The sequence below is a fragment of the Thiomonas intermedia genome (assembly GCF_002028405.1).
GTDB lineage: Bacteria > Pseudomonadota > Gammaproteobacteria > Burkholderiales > Burkholderiaceae_C > Thiomonas > Thiomonas intermedia.
In genome coordinates this window covers 410,842-427,241 of record NZ_CP020046.1, presented here as the reverse complement: position 1 = coordinate 427,241, position 16,400 = coordinate 410,842, and the positions used below count along the sequence as shown (strand labels likewise).

The 16,400-nt window shown below is 64.7% G+C and carries 10 protein-coding genes; 2 read left to right on the top strand and 8 right to left on the bottom strand.

Going from position 1 to position 16,400, the window contains the following annotated elements; translation table 11 throughout:
* Window positions 1–66: 66 nt before the first annotated feature.
* Window positions 67–558, bottom strand: coding sequence for a hypothetical protein (locus BVH73_RS01905; protein ID WP_079415617.1), 492 nt, complete (start codon window positions 556–558; stop codon window positions 67–69).
* On the bottom strand, window positions 555–1,523 hold the full coding sequence (locus tag BVH73_RS01900; protein ID WP_079415616.1) for a sugar nucleotide-binding protein: 969 nt from the start codon (window positions 1,521–1,523) through the stop codon (window positions 555–557). Before BVH73_RS01900 ends, BVH73_RS01905 begins: the two co-directional genes overlap by 4 nt.
* Before the next feature lie 88 nt (window positions 1,524–1,611).
* On the opposite strand from BVH73_RS01900, the gene BVH73_RS01895 reads away from it, so the two are divergent.
* Window positions 1,612–2,511, top strand: a complete 900-nt coding sequence (locus tag BVH73_RS01895; RefSeq protein WP_079415614.1) for a LysR family transcriptional regulator — start codon at window positions 1,612–1,614, stop codon at window positions 2,509–2,511.
* Window positions 2,512–2,565: 54 nt separating this feature from the next.
* Here the strand turns inward: BVH73_RS01895 and fabF are convergent, their stop codons facing one another.
* Window positions 2,566–3,840 carry a beta-ketoacyl-ACP synthase II gene (gene fabF / locus BVH73_RS01890; protein ID WP_079415612.1) on the bottom strand — a complete coding sequence of 425 codons (1,275 nt, stop codon included), beginning with the start codon at window positions 3,838–3,840 and terminating at the stop codon, window positions 2,566–2,568.
* 72 nt (window positions 3,841–3,912) lie between these two features.
* On the opposite strand from fabF, the gene BVH73_RS01885 reads away from it, so the two are divergent.
* The gene (locus tag BVH73_RS01885) at window positions 3,913–4,494 is read left to right on the top strand and encodes a TetR/AcrR family transcriptional regulator (RefSeq protein ID WP_079415611.1); all 582 of its coding nucleotides are present in this window, start codon (window positions 3,913–3,915) and stop codon (window positions 4,492–4,494) included.
* Window positions 4,495–4,622: 128 nt separating this feature from the next.
* Here BVH73_RS01885 and BVH73_RS01880 read toward each other — a convergent pair whose 3' ends face one another.
* The 5 genes from BVH73_RS01880 to BVH73_RS01860 are packed head-to-tail and all read right to left on the bottom strand — an operon-like array spanning window position 4,623 to window position 16,399.
* Entirely contained in the window at window positions 4,623–5,345 is a 723-nt protein-coding gene (locus BVH73_RS01880; RefSeq protein ID WP_079415610.1) for an HNH endonuclease, read from the bottom strand.
* Complete coding sequence (locus BVH73_RS01875) at window positions 5,342–5,524, bottom strand: DUF262 domain-containing protein (RefSeq protein WP_079415608.1); 183 nt, start codon at window positions 5,522–5,524, stop codon at window positions 5,342–5,344. The genes BVH73_RS01880 and BVH73_RS01875 overlap by 4 nt, the downstream gene beginning before the upstream one ends.
* A 15-nt stretch (window positions 5,525–5,539) precedes the next feature.
* Window positions 5,540–9,370: an RNA-directed DNA polymerase gene (locus tag BVH73_RS16015; RefSeq protein ID WP_079415607.1), complete on the bottom strand. Its 3,831-nt coding sequence runs from the start codon at window positions 9,368–9,370 to the stop codon at window positions 5,540–5,542.
* Between the two features lie 57 nt (window positions 9,371–9,427).
* The gene (locus BVH73_RS01865; protein ID WP_079415606.1) at window positions 9,428–11,416 is read right to left on the bottom strand and encodes a coiled-coil domain-containing protein; all 1,989 of its coding nucleotides are present in this window, start codon (window positions 11,414–11,416) and stop codon (window positions 9,428–9,430) included.
* 9 nt (window positions 11,417–11,425) lie between these two features.
* The gene (locus tag BVH73_RS01860) at window positions 11,426–16,399 is read right to left on the bottom strand and encodes an Eco57I restriction-modification methylase domain-containing protein (RefSeq protein WP_154048396.1); all 4,974 of its coding nucleotides are present in this window, start codon (window positions 16,397–16,399) and stop codon (window positions 11,426–11,428) included.
* Between the last annotated feature and the right edge of the window lies 1 nt (window position 16,400).

Below are 16,400 nucleotides of genomic sequence, written 5' to 3'. Positions count from 1 at the left end.
CGAGCCGGCCTGCTCTGGCTGATTGGACACCATCTTGGGCCAGGCAAAGCTTGGTTGGCCAGCCGTCTATGCGTTCATGACCGCAAGGCTCCCGATCGCCATGACCAGGCAGATTGTCTTCGCCAGCGTCATGACGCCTGCCAGTCGAGCGAGTCCCAGCCGGCGGAGCGGATAGGCGCCGAGGACACGCAGCAGAAGCATGTTCTCGAGTTCGTCGAATCCCGCTGCCGCAATTCCGGCGGCTTGTGCCATGCGCGGGGCGAGGTGCGTCCGTGGCGCTCCATGTTGCGCCACCAGCGTCCAGATCGCAGTTGCATAGAGCATCGGGAACACCAGGTCCGCACGCAGCATGCGGCCGAACCAGCCGCGGCCCATGTCTCCGTATGCGTCAAGCAAGGCGGACAGCGTCTGGCTCCCATAGGCCGGGCGAAGGACGGGCTGCATGCGCCCGCCCGCCAGCCGGCGCAGATCGAGCACGCCGCCGCCGGGAAGCAGCCAGAATCCGGCCAGGGACAGACCCGTTAGCGCAATCAACAGCCCACCGCAGGAGACGGTCATCCCCGATCTCCCGCGGTCAGCATGATGGGCATGGCATCCCGAATGGCAGCGGCCAACGGCGTTGAGGGCGCGGGCCCGATCACCGCCTCGAGCCCCGACGGATCCATCTGGTGCCCGACCCGCCACAGATAGCGCATGCGCCAGATTTCGCGCAACATGGGGTTGACGATGCGCGCGACGCCGATCGCCCCCCAGGGCAGCGAGCGCACCCGCGGCGGCGTCGTGCCGTCCAGTACGCCGAGTTGCAGCGCCGCGTCGGTGATCGCGGCCACGAGCTGCGCCCCGGTCAGCGTGTGCCCAGGGAAGAGCAGGGCGGCGTGGGGGGGAAGCTGTTGCCTTTTCTGCGCCAGCAGGACGAAGCTGCGCGCCAGATCCGGGAGATAGGCCCAGGCGTGGGGAAGATCGAGCGGGCCTGGATAGGTGATGCGGCCGCGACGAAGGTCCTTCACGATGACCTGGTCCATCCAGGAGCCGCTTCCCGGGCCGCCGAAGAAGTCACCGGCGCGCACGACGATGCTGCGCGCGCAGCCGGCCCGCATGCGCGCCTCCATCTCGCAGCGGATCTCGCCCTTGCGGGTGCTCGGCCTCTCGGGCGTCGAGTCGGTGACTACGGGCGGCATCTCGCATCCATAGTTGTAGACGTTGCCCGGCAACATCAGGGTGGCGCCGAGTTCGCGCGCGATCGCCACCGCGACGTCGTTCAGCGGCAGCGCCTCCTGCTCCCAGCGGGTGTAGATCGGGTTGAGGGCATTGACCACGACATCGGCGCCGCGGGCCGCGTCGACGATGGCCGCGGGGCTCGACGCGTCGAGCGCAAGGTGGCGGACGCACCCGTCGCCCGCGTCGCGCAACGCCCCGCGCGCCTGGGCGATGACCGCCCAGCCGGCCTCGGCGAAGGCGCGCCGGACGACGCGCCCGAAACGGCCGTTGGCGCCGAGGATCAGGACCTTCTGTGGCACGGACATCGCAATGGCTCCAGTTCGAGATGGGGCCATTGTTGTCGCCGCTTCAAGGATTCACAATTGCAGGGAAACGTATTCGAGATATGCACAAATGAATGAAACGACGTCGCCGGAATCGTTCGACTGGATGCTGGTCCGCTCCTTCCTCGCCGTGCTCGACACCGGCAGCCTGAGCGGAGCGGCGCGCCAGATTGGAAGCAGCCAGCCGACCATCGGGCGGCATGTGGCCGAACTGGAGCGCCAGTTGCGCGCGACCCTGTTCGAACGCAACGGCCGCGGCCTGGCTCCGACGGCGGCGGCCCTGTCCATCGCCGACCAGGCGCGCTGCATGGACGACAGCGCGCAGTCCATCGCGCGCAGACTCAGCGGCCTTGGCAGCGAGCTGGGTGGATCGGTGCGCGTGAGCGCCAGCCAGGTCGTCGCAGCCCAGCTGCTGCCGGGCGTGCTGGTCGACATGCGGCGGCAGTTGCCCGGCGTGACGGTGGACATCGTCGCCTCCAATCACATCAGCAACCTGCTGCGGCGCGAAGCCGACATCGCCATCCGCATGGTGCGGCCGCAGCAGGCCTCACTGATCGCGCGTCGCATCGGCACGGTGGGCATCGGCGTCTACGCCAGCGCCGATTACCTGCGCCGCCGGCCGGTGCCGCGAACGGCCCAGGACCTTCTGCATCACGACCTGATCGGTTTCGACCAGGACGACCAGATCGTGCGCGGGCTCCAGGGTGTGGGGGTGGCGGTGACGCGGGACGCGTTCCGGGTGCGCAGCGACGATCACCTGGTGCACTGGCAGTGCCTGCTCGCCGGCCTGGGGATCGGCTTCGCGGCGACCTGGCTCGCCGACCGCGAGCCGGGCCTGCGCCGGATCCTGCCCGAACTGCCGATCCCGGCGCTGCCGGTCTGGCTGGCCGTGCATCGGGAGATCCGCAGCAATCTGCGGGTCAGGGCGGTGTTCGACTTCCTCGCCGCGGCGGTCCCGCAGGTCTTGTGACGCGCGGAGCCAGGCCTCGCTCGCATGCTTGACGCGGATGCCGAGGAAGACAGGCTAAGCCCAACGGCGAAGCACCAGCGAGGCGTTGACCCCACCGAAGCCGAAGCCGTTGACCAGGACATGCTCCAGGGACAGCGCGCGGGGCGCGCCGGTGACGAAGTCGAGATCGGCGGCGGCCGGATCCGGATTCTCGAGGTTCAGGATCGCGGGCGCGATCTGGTGGTGCAAGGCATGGACCGCGAAGACGGCCGCCAGGCTGCCGGCAGCGCCGAGCAGGTGGCCGGTCGCGGCCTTGGTCGCCGTGATCGCGGGGCCCTTGCCTCCGCCGAACACGGTCTTGATGGCCTCGATCTCGCTGCGATCGCCGACCGGCGTCGAGGTCGCGTGGGCGTTGAGCAGGTCGATGTCGGCCGGCTGCAGGCCCGCATCGCGAATCGCCTGGGACATGCTGCGCCAGGCTCCTTCGCCGTCCTCGGGCCCCGCGGTGATGTGGTAGGCATCGGCCGTCGTGCCGTAGCCGACGACTTCGGCCAGGGGGCGGGCGCCCCGCTCGAGCGCATGCTCGAGGGACTCCAGCACGAGCATGGCCGAGCCCTCGCTCATGACGAATCCGTCGCGGTCGCGGTCGAAGGGTCGGGACGCCCGCTGCGGTGCGTCCGCGAAGGCGGTCGACAGCGTCCTGGCGCTGGCGAACGCGCCGAGACTGACGGGGTGGACGGCGGCCTCGGTGCCGCCGCAGACGGCGCTGTCGGCCTCGCCGAGACGGATCATGCGCATGGCGTCGCCGATGGCCTGGACTCCGGCCGCGCACGCGGTGACCGGAGCTCCCAGTGGCCCCTTCAGACCATGCCGGATCGAGACATGTCCGGCGGCCAGGTTGATCAGGAACGAGGGGACGGTGAACGGCGACAGGCGCCTGGCGCCGCGCGTATCGGTCGTCCGGACCGCTTCGGCGATCGCGCCGAAGCCGCCGATCCCGGACGCGATCACGGTGGCGCATCGCTCTGCCTGCCCGACGTCGGCCGCCGGCCAGGCGGCTTCGCGCAAAGCCTGTTCGGCGGCATCGAGCGCGAACGGAATGAAGCGATCCATCTTGCGCAGATCCTTCGCCTCGACCACGCGGGTCGGGTCCCAGCCGCCTTCGGGATCTGCACCGACGTCAGGAACCAGGCCCCCGACGCGGACCTGCAGGTCGTCGGTCCATGCGGGCGGCAGGGTGCGCACGCCCGAGCGGCCCGCGAGCAGTCGTTGCCAGCTCAGCGCGCTGCCGCGGCCCAATGGGCTGACCACGCCCATGCCGGTGATGACGATGCGTCGAAACGTTCCCATGATGCCTCGCTTGTTAGATGATCGACATCATCATACATACAATGCTTACGGTGATCATCAAAAGGAGTGGCCATGCGAGTCTCGCAGGACGTGGTGCGTCAGCACCGTGAGGCCTTGGTTCGTGCCGCGGCGGGGATGCTGCGCGAACGCGGTGTCGAGGCGACCGGCGTCGTCGATGTCTGCCGCGCGGCGGGGCTGACCCATGGCGCCTTCTACCGGCATTTCGAGACCAAGGAGGCGCTGGTTCTCGAGGCCTGCGAGAGCGCGTTCGACTGGAGCATCGCCGACATCGCGGGTGCCGACGCCCAGGCCACGGAAGCAGCGGACCGCATCGCCCAGTACCTCAGCGCCGCGCATCGCGATGCGCCGGAAAACGGATGCCCGGTCGCCGCTCTGGCGGTCGATGCCGCACGCGGCGGTCAACCCCTGTCAGGTGTCCTGGCTACGGGCATGCGGCGCTATATCGACAAGTTCTCCAGCTTGATCCGCAATCCGGGGCGGGCGGCCAAGGAGGCGCAGCGCGAGCGCGCGATGGTGGCGCTCGCCGCGATGGTCGGCGGCCTGATCCTGGCTCGCGCGACCATCAGCGCCGATCCCGAGCTGTCCGATCAGATCCTCGATGCCGTGCGCAAGGGCATCGACGCGAACTCGTGATGCGCCGGCGGCTTGATCGGATCCCGCAAGATCCTGTCGACAGAGCCTTCCGGAGTGGCGACCAACACATGCCGTGTGATGGCTTCAATCAGCGCCGAGGCGGACAGTTCAATGACTCGCATCATGGGTCAAGGCGACCTTCGGAGTTCGTGTTGCCTGTGAAACGCTAGGTACTGCATGTGGCCGGGTTGAAGACATCCAACGGTCCAATCGGTCCTGACGCCCAAGCGTGCCGCTGCGTCGGGTGGCAAGAACTCCGAAGTCAGGACCAGGCCATCGTCTGAGAACGAAATCCATCCGCCGTCGAACAAGGCATCGATGTGAGGCGCCAACAGCAATCCATTGAACACATCCAGTCGTTCGTTATCGCTATCACAGGCGGCCCAAGGCTTGATGTGCGAGGCTCGAAGCAACTCAGGGATGTCGAGCCCTGTCACGCAACAGCGCCCCTGCCAGTAGTCGAGAAGCGCAGCTCGGAACAGGTTCTGGCCGACCCGCTGCACGACAACTCGCTCGGCCTCGGTTGAACGTGGCATGCCATCCGTCTCGCGCCGGAAGGCATCCGCCACACGATTGGGCATCGTGCGGGCATGGGATGCGGCGGTTCGCAGCACGTCATACAGTGCGGCGAAGCCTTCGACTGTGACCAGTCCGCCTGCATCCACCGAATTCGCCAGGAACGGGGCGGAGGCCGCTACGGTGAAGGTTGTCGCCCCTCCGGGCCGAACCAACACTGTCTCCGGGAAACGCGCAGAGCGCAGCTCCAAGCCACCTTCTCGTTCGACCGGCGTCATTTCGAAGCCGCAGTCGGTCGCAGCCTTCTCGATTCGGAGCCGATCGATCAGGTTCATGCTCTTGTCCCGACCAAATCCAGATAGCCGCGGTACATCGAGTCGAACAGGTCGCGGACCTTGGCGTTGGCCCAGACGACGGGGCGCTGGATGTCGGGTAAGCCGATGCGGGCGAGGCCGATGTCGCCGATGAGGCCACCCAGCGAGTAGCGAACTTCTTTGAACAATGTGTCGGTCACGTAGGAGTTTCTTCTTTAGATTCGTCTCTGCAGGCCGGCGGGGGGAGTTTTCCCCAGGCGCTTCTTAACTGACTTGGTTGTTGCCTCTTTCATCGCCTTTAGTTCAGGGCCAAAGTCATCGATTTGCACTTCAAAGACAGCCACCGCGATCTGCCCGGCGCCATGGGCATGGGAAATGGTTCGACGGTGCTCCTCGTCGTACGGGGCCTGCGCGGTCGATCCGCCGAACTCGCCCGTGTTACAGATAACGACGTGCTGGTACATGTGGTACCGCAACGCCGCTGCCATGCTGTCGAAGGTCTTGATATCCCTGTTCAACGCCGGCACCAGGAGGAGATGCGACTCGTTCCTGAGATCCGCAGCCAAAGCAAGATCCGTGGCGTCATAGCAGATGGCGCCCACCATCCGATAAGCGGTATTGGCATCGAGCTGAAGCTCAACAACCATACGATAAGGACACCACTGCGTTACGCCGAGCTTCACTTCATCGTCCGTCAGATGAAGTTTTCCCTGGTCGACTTCAATCCACGAACGTCCGCGTGCCGAGCGTACAGGGATGAGCCATCGAGCCGCGTTTGTGTGGTCGCCTTTGTCCGGGTGCCTTGCGCCGAGAAGGCCATAGTGAAGCATGGCCCCAGTTTCATCCGAGAAGGCACGCAGTAGATCTTGGTCGTCAACATGCACCGCGTACTCCGGCATCACGACCAAATCAACGGCCGGCTTGCGATGTTTGCCGCGTAGACTTTCGTATGCCTCAAGCTTCTTGGCAGCAAGCCTCAGCAGCGACGCAGTGTGATTGCGGTGCCGTACTCGGTACGGGGCGGTGTCCAGCGCATTCAGGCCTGCAGTGAAATCCTCGAACGCAGGCAAAAGGCCTTGCAAAACTGCGATTCGCAATGTGCGTGAGTTGCGTGCCTGCCACGAGACGGGGTACCTATAAACCGGTGAACCGGAACCTCGTCCGAACAACTCGCGCTGAAAATTGATCCGTCGCTCAAGGACGGCTAGCAACTCAGTCGGCGTGCTCGTTCTATCGGCTTCGTGCTCATCCGCCCAGCCCTCAATTCCAGGCCATCGCAGAAGCGCGCTCAACATGCCGCTGAACCATGGCGTAACTGATGACACGCTGCCGCCCAGAGCTTGCGAGGTATGCAGCATGCCGAGTCGGCGTCGGGCGCTCGTGCTTGGCAATCCACGGTACCAGCCGAGCTCATCAACGCCAAGGCGCCACCCCAGGGTGAAGTCATTGTTACCCACCGCTGCGGCCCGAAGGATGGCACCGAGTGCGTATTGCCACGCCCGCGGCTTTCGGCACCAGGCTGGCGTTTCCTGCCGCGGACCATATCGGGCAGCAGAAGTCGGTGCGAGACGCACCTGTAGCGGTGGGCCGTCAGGGTCATCGAGCAGTTGCCAAGCAGAGCACTTTATGTCGAGGTCGAACACCGTGTACATGCACTCAGATTGCTCAGCCCAGATCGGAAGACCCGCAACCCCGATGGCCAGCCTCAGCAGGGCGTTCTCATGTCGGAAGGGGTGCGTCGGATGAGTGATAACTCGGCTCAACGGAATCCATGTAGACGACAACGGCGCTTGCGATAGGCCCCAGCGCGAGTCGATGTACATCGCAAGTTCACGGCCGACAAGGCCATTTGCCCTCGCCGCAGCACCAGCGCCTGGAGTTGTGATGGCGTCGAAAAGCGCAGTGTTTCCCCTGTAAATGCGCTCGAACGCGCGAACCGTACCGCTTTTTCCAGCAACCGCTGAAAACTTCTTCAGCCAGCGCCCGAACTGCTTTACATCGCCAGTGATCTGGTAGCCGATGATGGCGCTGCCGAGTACATCCTGCTCGCGGAGCGATTCGACAGTAACGGTTCCTTCGAGATAGTCGTGCAGCGCCCGATACCGGGTCAGCTCGGTGTCGTCGCCAACCAATGGAGTTGGCGAGTTCAGCGTAGCCAGAAGCAAAGCGGCCTGCTGCTGGACATACCAAGGGCTGCCTCCGACCTGCAGTTGCCCTTCCGCGTACGCAGCAAGACTACCCCGGTACCCTTGGAGGTCACCGACAACGAAGCCCACGTCGTTCGCCCACCGTTTGCCCGTCTCGGTGGCTGCCGAGCGAAATAACTCGGCCAGAACGTACCAAGCAACCGCTGCCTGATCCGGGAACTGTTCCGCGACCTGCAACTTTCTATCGAGTGCATCGAGCACGTCCTGCAGCAGATCGGGGCTCGGGAAGAGGTCAAATGCGTAACGCAGCACCTGAACCAAAGATGGGTTCTCTGCCCAAGAGCCAACTAGACGTCGAGCGGTGAGCTCAAAGTCCTGCAGGAGAAGGTCTCCGACCGTCGTCCCGTCATGCGCTTCGTTGAGATCCGCCAGCAATCTACGCTGCCTCAGCGACTTGCACAGCCGGTATGCCGCGAACCGAGTCAGGGTATCGTCACGGACGTCTATGGGCGGTCGCGACACCACAGCCAGTGGAGGCAGCTCGCCAGGTTGCCGCCGTCTGGACTCGGAGGACTCGGTCTCAGCCATCGACAATAGGCCGTTCAACGCAGTTTCCAGCTCCTCAAGGGATGACAAGTCGAAGGGACCGCTGAGCTGCTGCTGCACTTGGCGCATGCGGGCTGCAACGCTGGTTGCACCTGCCACATGCGTCAGCAGTTCGCTCTCAGTCTTTTTTTCGTTGAGGCGCAAGCGACCCTTGCCAGCAGTTGCGCCGATGGATTTGTCCAGTTCTGCCTGCACCCACGAGGCCACTGCGGCCTCGAACTGGGATGGCGCAATGTCTGCATCTACGGTGACAACCAACCGTAAGTCGTCCACGTAACGACAGTAATCGCAAATGGAGACTCGAACACCTCCTGCTTCCACGCGGTGCCCCTCAGTGCAAGCGCGGCCTACCGCCCGGTCGAAATCAATCAGGTAGGCGTTAGCGAGAAAGCCACTCGCCATTAAGCCCTGCGGCAGCCCTCGGGGAAGACTTCCCCCTTTCAGCAAGGGTGCCAGTCGTTCGTCAGCCCGTGCCCATTCCAGCTTGAGGATTCGTGCCGCAGCTTTCCAGAAATCCTTGTCGGCCGGGCGTTGAGCGGGCACGGCCCTTCTGAACCTGGCGTACTCGGCGCGCAGCTTGGCAATGAGCAACTCGACGTCGATGCCATCAAAGAACAAGTGCAGGTCTAGCTTGATGACAAAGATGCGCTCGCCACGAGCATTGGCGTCGGCTTCCAGCGTGGAGGCCACCTCGCGAGGGCGGGCAACGAAGCGCTGGTAGTCCTGGTAGTAGCGGCTGTATGTGTCCGCACTGCCCCACGCAAAGCGGGCGACCTTGGCGTCGGCCGACCATCGGCAATACAACCGGTTGCCGTAGCTAAAGACGCCCTTGGCTTGGGCGCCGAGCGAGTCGATACCAGGGTTGCCTTGGGCAGATTCGACGCAATCGGCCAAGCAGAGCATGACGCCTGCTGCTGCTGTCTGTTCCCGGACACCGAGATGTGCCAACGGACGAAGCGCCACAGGTTCGGGCGCTTCGTCGCTGTCATCGTGTGGAACAGGACCCCAACCGCCTGGAAAGTTGGGACGAAAGCCCCAGCGACCGTTCTTCGGCGCAGGTACTAGTCGTGCCGGCTCAGGTTCGAACGTGCCAGCGCCGAGCTCGGCCGCCCATGCTTGCGTCAGTTTTTCCAGGTCGAGCCCGGAACTATCCAGCTCGAGGGTGTCGGCATACCAGTTGTGCCTGCGAACGTAGGCGGACGCCTTCTTCCATGCCAGCGATAAAACGACTGGGTCGCTGAGGTATTCCAGCCGAGGGGCGAGGAACAGGTACTTTTCTAGAATCAGGCTCATGGTTTGTTCACGTCGTGCTTGCTTCGTCGGGCCCGGGAATCCTCGGATACAGGGAAATCAAGCCAGCTCAAATCCGGGCAGCTCCGGCGCGAGTTGTCGCTTGAACAAGAGGGACTCATCGGCACCCGGCGTTAGTTCCAGGACGACGTGCAGCGGCCCGCCCAGTTCTTCGGGCGGCGCCGATGTTGTTGTGACAATGAACTGAAACGGCACCGAACCATCCCGACCAAGCTGCGCAGCCGCCTCGACTGCGGCGAGGAAGAACTCCCGGTACAGACGCTCGCTCATATCCGCCTCGCGTGGGCAGTCGTGAACCAGAAAACCTGGGTGGTTGCTGACCTCCGACACCGCCGAGTCGAGCAGGCACACGACGTCGCCGAGCAAAACCTCCAGCACCTGGTAGGCCTCGCCGCCGCGCGCCACTTCAAAGGGCCGAGTCTCATGGCCCGGAACAAATCGCGCCTGTCCTGCGGCTCCAAGAAGTCTGGTCGAGACGGCCGCCGTCATGCTCTTGATGGCATCGACTCTCGACGACTGCTGAGACCTTCGGCTGACTTCGGCCGTCCGAAGGGTGCCCAGCGCTGCTTCGAGCTCCTGAAGTTGCCGCCGCGCCTCGACTAGCTCGGCCGTGTCACTGCCCTGGGCTCTTTGGGTGTGCTTCACCTGAAGATCATCCCACGACTCCTTCAAGAACGTCCGTGTGCTCTCACTGGTGGCAACACGAACTCGCAATCGGCGAAGGTCAGCCTTCATCTTGGAGATGAGTTGCGCTTGGTCAGAGACCGCTTTCTCGGCCTTGTCGAAGACGCCTTGGCAGGCCTGATAGCGTTCGGCAAGCAAGGTGGCGTCGGCCTTGGCCTGTCGGCTGTCCTGGAACCAGGTCATGTTGACGGCGCTCTTGTTCTGTTGGACGTACTCGCACGCGCTGAACTCGACATTTCCTGGGTCGCAACGCCCCTCCAGGCCAGCCAACCGGTCGCGAACCTTGCTCAGCCGCTCGAAGTCGTCATGCTTCGCGTCGACCAGGGCTTTGGCGATCTCGGTGTCAAGCTTCGCCAGGTCGCGGGCTTTGGTCAGCTCACGCAGGCGCACATGTTCCTCGGCCAGAACATCCTCCGCCTGAGCCGCTTCGCATTCCAATCGGTTCTCGTCTTGCTCGGCGGCCTGCAGAGCCGATTGAACACGAGACTCGACCGATTCACCGACCGTGGTCGCGAAAACGGGTTCGTCCTCTTCCGCCCGCACCTTCAACCTCAACTGGCGGTCGGCATGGGTCAGCGCAAAGGCCGGCGCTCTTTCGAGCTCAGGGATGTGCTCCTTCCACTGTTCGACCTGCTTCTGCTTGGCCTCGATGTCACGCAGCAACTGGTCCGACTCCTGGTCCAACAGCCCCAGTACCGAGCCGACCAGCAGCGGCGGGTCTCGCCGCGACCGCTTGAAGCCCAGGCCTTCGCCTTCGCGCCAGTGGTAGAAGCCGTCGAATCGGGTTCGCTGTTCCCGGATGCACCAGGCGAGTAGATGGCGCCACTCGAGCAGCTGATTTGTCCCTGGCAACGAGCGGGCCGCGAGCCGGCCAATCGAGAACTGCTCCAGAGCACCGCCGTAGCCGTCGAAGTCGTTCGGGGCCGTGCCATCGAGCAACTGGTCCAGAGCGTCGCATTGCGCGGCCATGGAGTGGCTGTACAGGCCGTATGGCCGGAAGACTAGCCAGACAGCGCCATCCACATGGACCTTGGCCGCCACCCCGCCTTTGGGAAAGCTACCAGCGGCGTTGCTGCGCAGAGTGGCGATGGCCGGCGCATCGTCACTCAGCAGGTACCTCAGCAACAGGCACAGCGAGGTCTTTCCGACGCCGTGACCTGCGCTCGCCAATCCCGATGCGTCGTTCGAAGCGGACTCCTTAGCCCAGACAATGTTCAGCCCGGCGTGCAGGTTGATGGTGCGTGTGAACACCAGCGGCTCACGCGATTCGAGCAGCCATATCGTTTCAACCCATAGCCTGGGTTGAGCGCGGACCGGTTCATGTGCGTTGAGCCAGGCGGACATCGCGCTCTCTTACTCCGTGCCAGTTGCCTCGGGGCCTGCGGGTGCGGCAACGCTTCTCGCTTCCTCCAACTCCACGCGGCGGGCTTCGGCCACCCAAAGAAGCCGAGCGGCTTCGGACTGTTCCGGCAATTGGATGATGTCGCCTGGAGGCGTTCCGGTGCCACGCGTGAAGTTCGGCACTCCGCCCTGAGTGGAACGAACGAGCACGCCGGCGGCCTCGAGGCGCTGAACGATCGGCAGAACGCGGGCCAGGAGCGGCGCCACGTATGCAATATCAATCGAATCCCGTAGGGCACCGAAATGCAAGCCATCAACCGGGTTCAGATAGTGCTCTGCCGACGTCATGGCGGCCACCGCCGACTGGATCTCGACCAACGAACTGCTTTCCGTTCGCGCTGCAACCAGCGCAGCCACAAGGCCGGCCAGCCTGCCTTCCTCGGCGTTGCGAATCATCCCTTGCGCGGAGTACGACACGCGAGCCGGTTGCGATGCAGGTGACATGCTGGCCTGCTCGTCCCAGGCCTCCAACACCAGCCTCCGCGTCCGGTACTCCCCAAATGCGCGCATCTCGCCATCCCTCAGCACCCGGAAGGTCTCGCTGGGGTAGTCGGGGCCCATCACGTCCTTGGGGTCGAGGATGTAGCGCAGCTCGTCGCGGGTGATGCCGTAGAGGCGGGCGTAGTAGGCGTCGAGCTCGGCGCGAAGTTGGGCGCGCCGCGCGGGATTCCAGGCGAATGGTTGACCCTGCTCGGTGGCGGGGCGCGGGTCGTAGGCGGCGAGGTCCTGGCCCCAGGCATGCAGGTCATGTGCGGTGTAGGTGAGCTCGAGGACGCGGGGGACGATGAAGGCGAGGTCGGCGTCCGAGTAGCGCTCAGGGGGAAGAACTGGGAATTGCTTCATGTAGAAGTAGTTCAACGTGGTTCCGCCAATCTTCTGTCGAGCAACGAAGTCGAGGGTCATCGCGGCCAGATTACCGAGGAACGCGGCAGCTTGGTCGGCAGTTACGTTGCTTCGAGGGAAGAAGAGCGGAATCTTGTTGCCAACGCCCACCCTCGGCACCACCGACGCAATGACTGTTCGTTCCGCCGCTGCATTGGTGATATCCCGCCAGCCCATCAACCATCTCGGGCTTCGAACGTCCATCCAGCCGTCGAGAAGTGTGCGCAGCGCCTTGGCTAGTTCACCGACGCGAAGGGCCTCGGCCAAGGCCGCAAGCTCATCGTCGCCCAGTCGTGCATCCTGTTTCTGCGTAGCCCATTTGGGGAAATCGGTGAGGGCTCTCTTGGTCGTTAGGCCCTCGCCGCGCAGCACGTCATTCAGGCGCGGAAACCGCGTCTTGAGTTGCACCTCGATGGATGTGATGTGGGGCTGGACTTGGGTTGGCCCCCAACCGCCGACAGCGGGGGCGGCGCCAGCCGCGCGATGAAATAGCTCGCCCACCACCCATTGGCCCAGTGCCAGCAACAGGTTGGCCAGCGTGGCGTCCAGGACGGTCGCATCTCTCGCCTCCCAGGCGGCATGCAGAGCTATCCAGGCACGCGCCACACGCGTGGGTACGCGGGCGATTCGGGCCGATACCTCGCGCTCGTCCACCCAGTAGCGCGGTCGCACCGTGCAGGCAGGGTCGCCCTTCTGCGCATCGCTGACATCGGTGGTTTCCACTTCGCTCCCAGCACCGCTGGTGCCCTCCACATAGGTTGCCCAGCGGTGATCAAACTGGTGAATCATCTTTGCTTCGTACAGGGGAAGGCGTGCGGGCTGGCCAGCGGAGGCGGGCGTGCCGGCGAACATGCCGCTATCCGTGGACATGTCAAACATCCGCTGGAACGAAATGCCCCACGGGTTAGTCTCGGACTGCACCAGCTTGCCGTCGTCATCGGTCGTGGCCTCCGCGATGAGCACGGGCGCAGCGCGGTAGAGCTTCTTGGTCAGCTCAGCGTCGTGCTCGCTACGGAACGTTGGCAAAGTCTGCGTGTTTGGGTTTAGTGCCCGGAAGTCTGCCGCAGAGAGTTCGTACCACTTTCTGCGTTCTTGCAGGTCCTCGATTCCGTGTACGTCAAAAATGAAGTTTGCGGAGTCTGCTTGACCGATGGTGAGCAGGCAGAACGGCTTTCGCTCGTCTGTTGCAGGAAACCACTTTCGCACTTCGTAGAAGCTGATCAAGCTCGCAAGCCTCAAGTTGGCTGCGACGGCTTGGAAGTATTGTTTGGTTGTGTCGTCAGTGGCGATGCCCGTCGGTACGATGAATCCAGCTTGTCCGCGCGAAGCTGTCGCCTGCCAGAACGTCTCAGCGAACAGCGCATAAGTGTTGACGTCACCCACGCCGGTTAGTGGGTAGCGTCGGCTGTCATGGGCGTAAAGGCTGGCCGCCTCGGCACCCCGGCGCGCGGCAATAAAACTGCCATACAGCGCCATCTCGGCGCGGTTGGGCGGCGTCAGGCCCTCGGCATGTTCAAGGTCGGGGTTCACGCGGTGCAGGAGCACGCCCTCACGCAACCATTCGATGCGCTGTGCCCGCTCGGCCTTGTTCTTGGCCGTGGCCACCAGCGGGCTGCGCGTGGCGAAGAACTCTGCCTCCTGCAGCTTGATCCGCTCCCACGGGGGGTTGCCCAGCATCACGCTGAATCCGCCTGCTGCAGCCACCTGCGGGAAGGCCAGCCACCAATGGAAGACACTGTGCTGCCGGCACAGCGCCTGGGCGACGGCTTCCATCTCAACCCTGGGAGCTTGTCCGCTCAGCACGCCCCACAAGTCGCCCGACAGCGGAACGGAGTCACCAGCCCCGGCTAGCTTGGGTGCCAGAAAGGCGGCCACGTAGGTGTCGGTCAAGCGAGCGAAGGTGCTGCGGTGCGCCTGGGCCTGCGCCGTTGCCCAGGCCTGGCGTTTGGCGGTCAGATGCTCGGGCGTGTCGTCGTCCAGCGTCTCGACGTTGACAGCTTGCGCGGCCAGGCCAGCCTGGGTCAACAGGTCGCCGGCGGCAATCTGGCGCCAGCTCTTCAGGTCGGCCTTGTTCTGCTTCTTCAGGGCGCTGGCCGCGGCCTTGTCGTCGCCCGAGAGGGCGGTGTAGGCCTCGTCGGGGATGCCGTCTTCCAGCACTTTGGGATCCAGCACCCCCAGCAGCGCATCGCCCACGCGCAGATGGTGGTCGACAAAGCTCAGCGGTCTGTCGGGCGAGTAGGCCTCCAGCCAGAGCGCCGTCTTGGCCAGTTGGATGGCCATGGGGTTCTTGTCTACGCCGTAGAGGCAGTGGCTCACCACGTCGCGCAGCGCGTGGCGGAAATCTGCGGGCGTGGAGGCGCCGCCTTCGCGCTCGGCCGCGGCGCGGTGTAGCGCCACTTCGTCGGCCAGGCGCCGCCCGGCGGAGAGCAGGAAGTGGCCGCTGCCGCAGGCTGGGTCGCACACGGTCAGCGCGAGCAGCGCTTCCACCGGGCGTTCGGGGTTGGCCTTTACCGTCTGCGCGATGACGGGCTCCAGCGCGCTCTTGATGAGCTCCTGCACCAGGCTGTCGGGCGTGTAGTAGCTGCCCGTGAGCTTGCGGTTGTTGCCCTTGGTGCTGGCATCTGTCCCATCGTCGCCGACAAAGGCCAGGCGGGCGGTCGTGGGAGTCGCCAGGCCCTGCAGGTCGGGCACCAGCTCCAGCAGGCTCTCGTAGACGCTTCCCAGCTCCTCCGGGCCCATGTCGCGGTAGTTGACGCGTGAGAGGCCGCCTTCAGCGCGGAACCAGCCAAGCTGGAACACGGCGGCCAGAAGGTGGCGGTTGTCGAGCTGGGCGGCGTCCAGTCGCGGGCACTGGTCGACTTCGAACAGGCCACCAAGAGCGGGCAGGCCCAGAGCCGGCTGGCCACCGGCCAGTGCCCCGAAGGTGATGGTCAGTGCCTGCCAGAGATCGGCGTGGCGGTCGTGCTCGCTGCGGCGCACGGCGCGCTCGCGCAGCCAGGTGAGCGAGTATCCGGCCAGGTAGCGGGCTTTGGCCTCGTCACCGGCGTCGGGGGCGAAGACCAAGCGCTCGCCGGTGCCGCGGTCCCGGCGGTCTTCGACCGTGGCCAGGAAGATGAGGCGGTAGACCAGGCGAAGCAGCTCCTCGAAGAATGCTTGGCGGTCGTATCCATGTTCAGTACCTTGTAGCGCGGTGCGTAAAGCGCCGTTGGCAGGGTGAGAGAGAAAGCCAGTGCCCAGGGCGCGCAGCGCCTCGGCCACTTGGTAACGCAGCTTGCCGCGCACGGTGACGCCGGCTTGCTGTCCAGCGGCACGCCAGCGTTCCCAGGGGCAGTCGGAGGGCGGCGCGTCGGTGCTGCCGAAGCGTGAGGCATGGGCCAGCAGCCAGAAGGCGCTGAAATCGGCCAGCAGCTCTTCGGTGAACAGGGCTTCGAGGTCGACCTCAATGTAGGCCGGGCGGGTGAGGCTGGCGTTGTCGCGCAGGATGCGCAGCGTCAGGCCGTTGCTGACGATGGCCCAGAGCGACGCATCGCTGGCGTTGAGCGCTTCCTGCGCCAGCATGAAGGGGCTGCGGCGGCGGGTCTTGCCGGTATCGGGGTTGAGCTCGCCGAAGCGCTCGGCTGCCAGATCCAACGGTTGGTCGAATCCGGCGAGAACCAACGGCACGTGGCCACCGTTGCCCGCGTGGCCGATGGCGTACTGGTGGTCCGCATGTTCGATGGCTGGGCAGCGGGCTGCATCGGTAAAGTGCAACACCTCGCGCAGCAGCGGTAGTAGCCATTCGCGTAGGGTGACTTCGTGTGCCTGAACGTCCTGGCGGCGGCGCAGGGCCTGGAAGTCCTGCCAGAGGGTGAGCGCAATCTTGAAGTCGCGGGCGATTTCGTCGCGCAGCTTCAAGCCCTTGTTGATACGGTACTGCGGTTCGGTCTGCTCGCTGGCCTTGGGGTCGGCAAGCAAGGTGAGGCGGGTTAGTTCCTCGGCAGGGATGAGGCCGCCTTCGACGCGGATGGCGCGATAGGCGAGCTGGTGGATGGGGCGCTTGGCCATG

Bases quoted from the DNA above. Each gene is read 5' to 3' on its own strand.
- BVH73_RS01905 (WP_079415617.1), bottom strand. From the start codon at position 558: ATGACCGTCTCCTGCGGTGGGCTGTTGATTGCGCTAACGGGTCTGTCC.
- BVH73_RS01900 (WP_079415616.1), bottom strand. From the start codon at position 1,523: ATGTCCGTGCCACAGAAGGTCCTGATCCTCGGCGCCAACGGCCGTTTC.
- BVH73_RS01895 (WP_079415614.1), top strand. From the start codon at position 1,612: ATGAATGAAACGACGTCGCCGGAATCGTTCGACTGGATGCTGGTCCGC.
- fabF (WP_079415612.1), bottom strand. From the start codon at position 3,840: ATGGGAACGTTTCGACGCATCGTCATCACCGGCATGGGCGTGGTCAGC.
- BVH73_RS01885 (WP_079415611.1), top strand. From the start codon at position 3,913: ATGCGAGTCTCGCAGGACGTGGTGCGTCAGCACCGTGAGGCCTTGGTT.
- BVH73_RS01880 (WP_079415610.1), bottom strand. From the start codon at position 5,345: ATGAACCTGATCGATCGGCTCCGAATCGAGAAGGCTGCGACCGACTGC.
- BVH73_RS16015 (WP_079415607.1), bottom strand. From the start codon at position 9,370: ATGAGCCTGATTCTAGAAAAGTACCTGTTCCTCGCCCCTCGGCTGGAA.
- BVH73_RS01865 (WP_079415606.1), bottom strand. From the start codon at position 11,416: ATGTCCGCCTGGCTCAACGCACATGAACCGGTCCGCGCTCAACCCAGG.
- BVH73_RS01860 (WP_154048396.1), bottom strand. From the start codon at position 16,399: ATGGCCAAGCGCCCCATCCACCAGCTCGCCTATCGCGCCATCCGCGTC.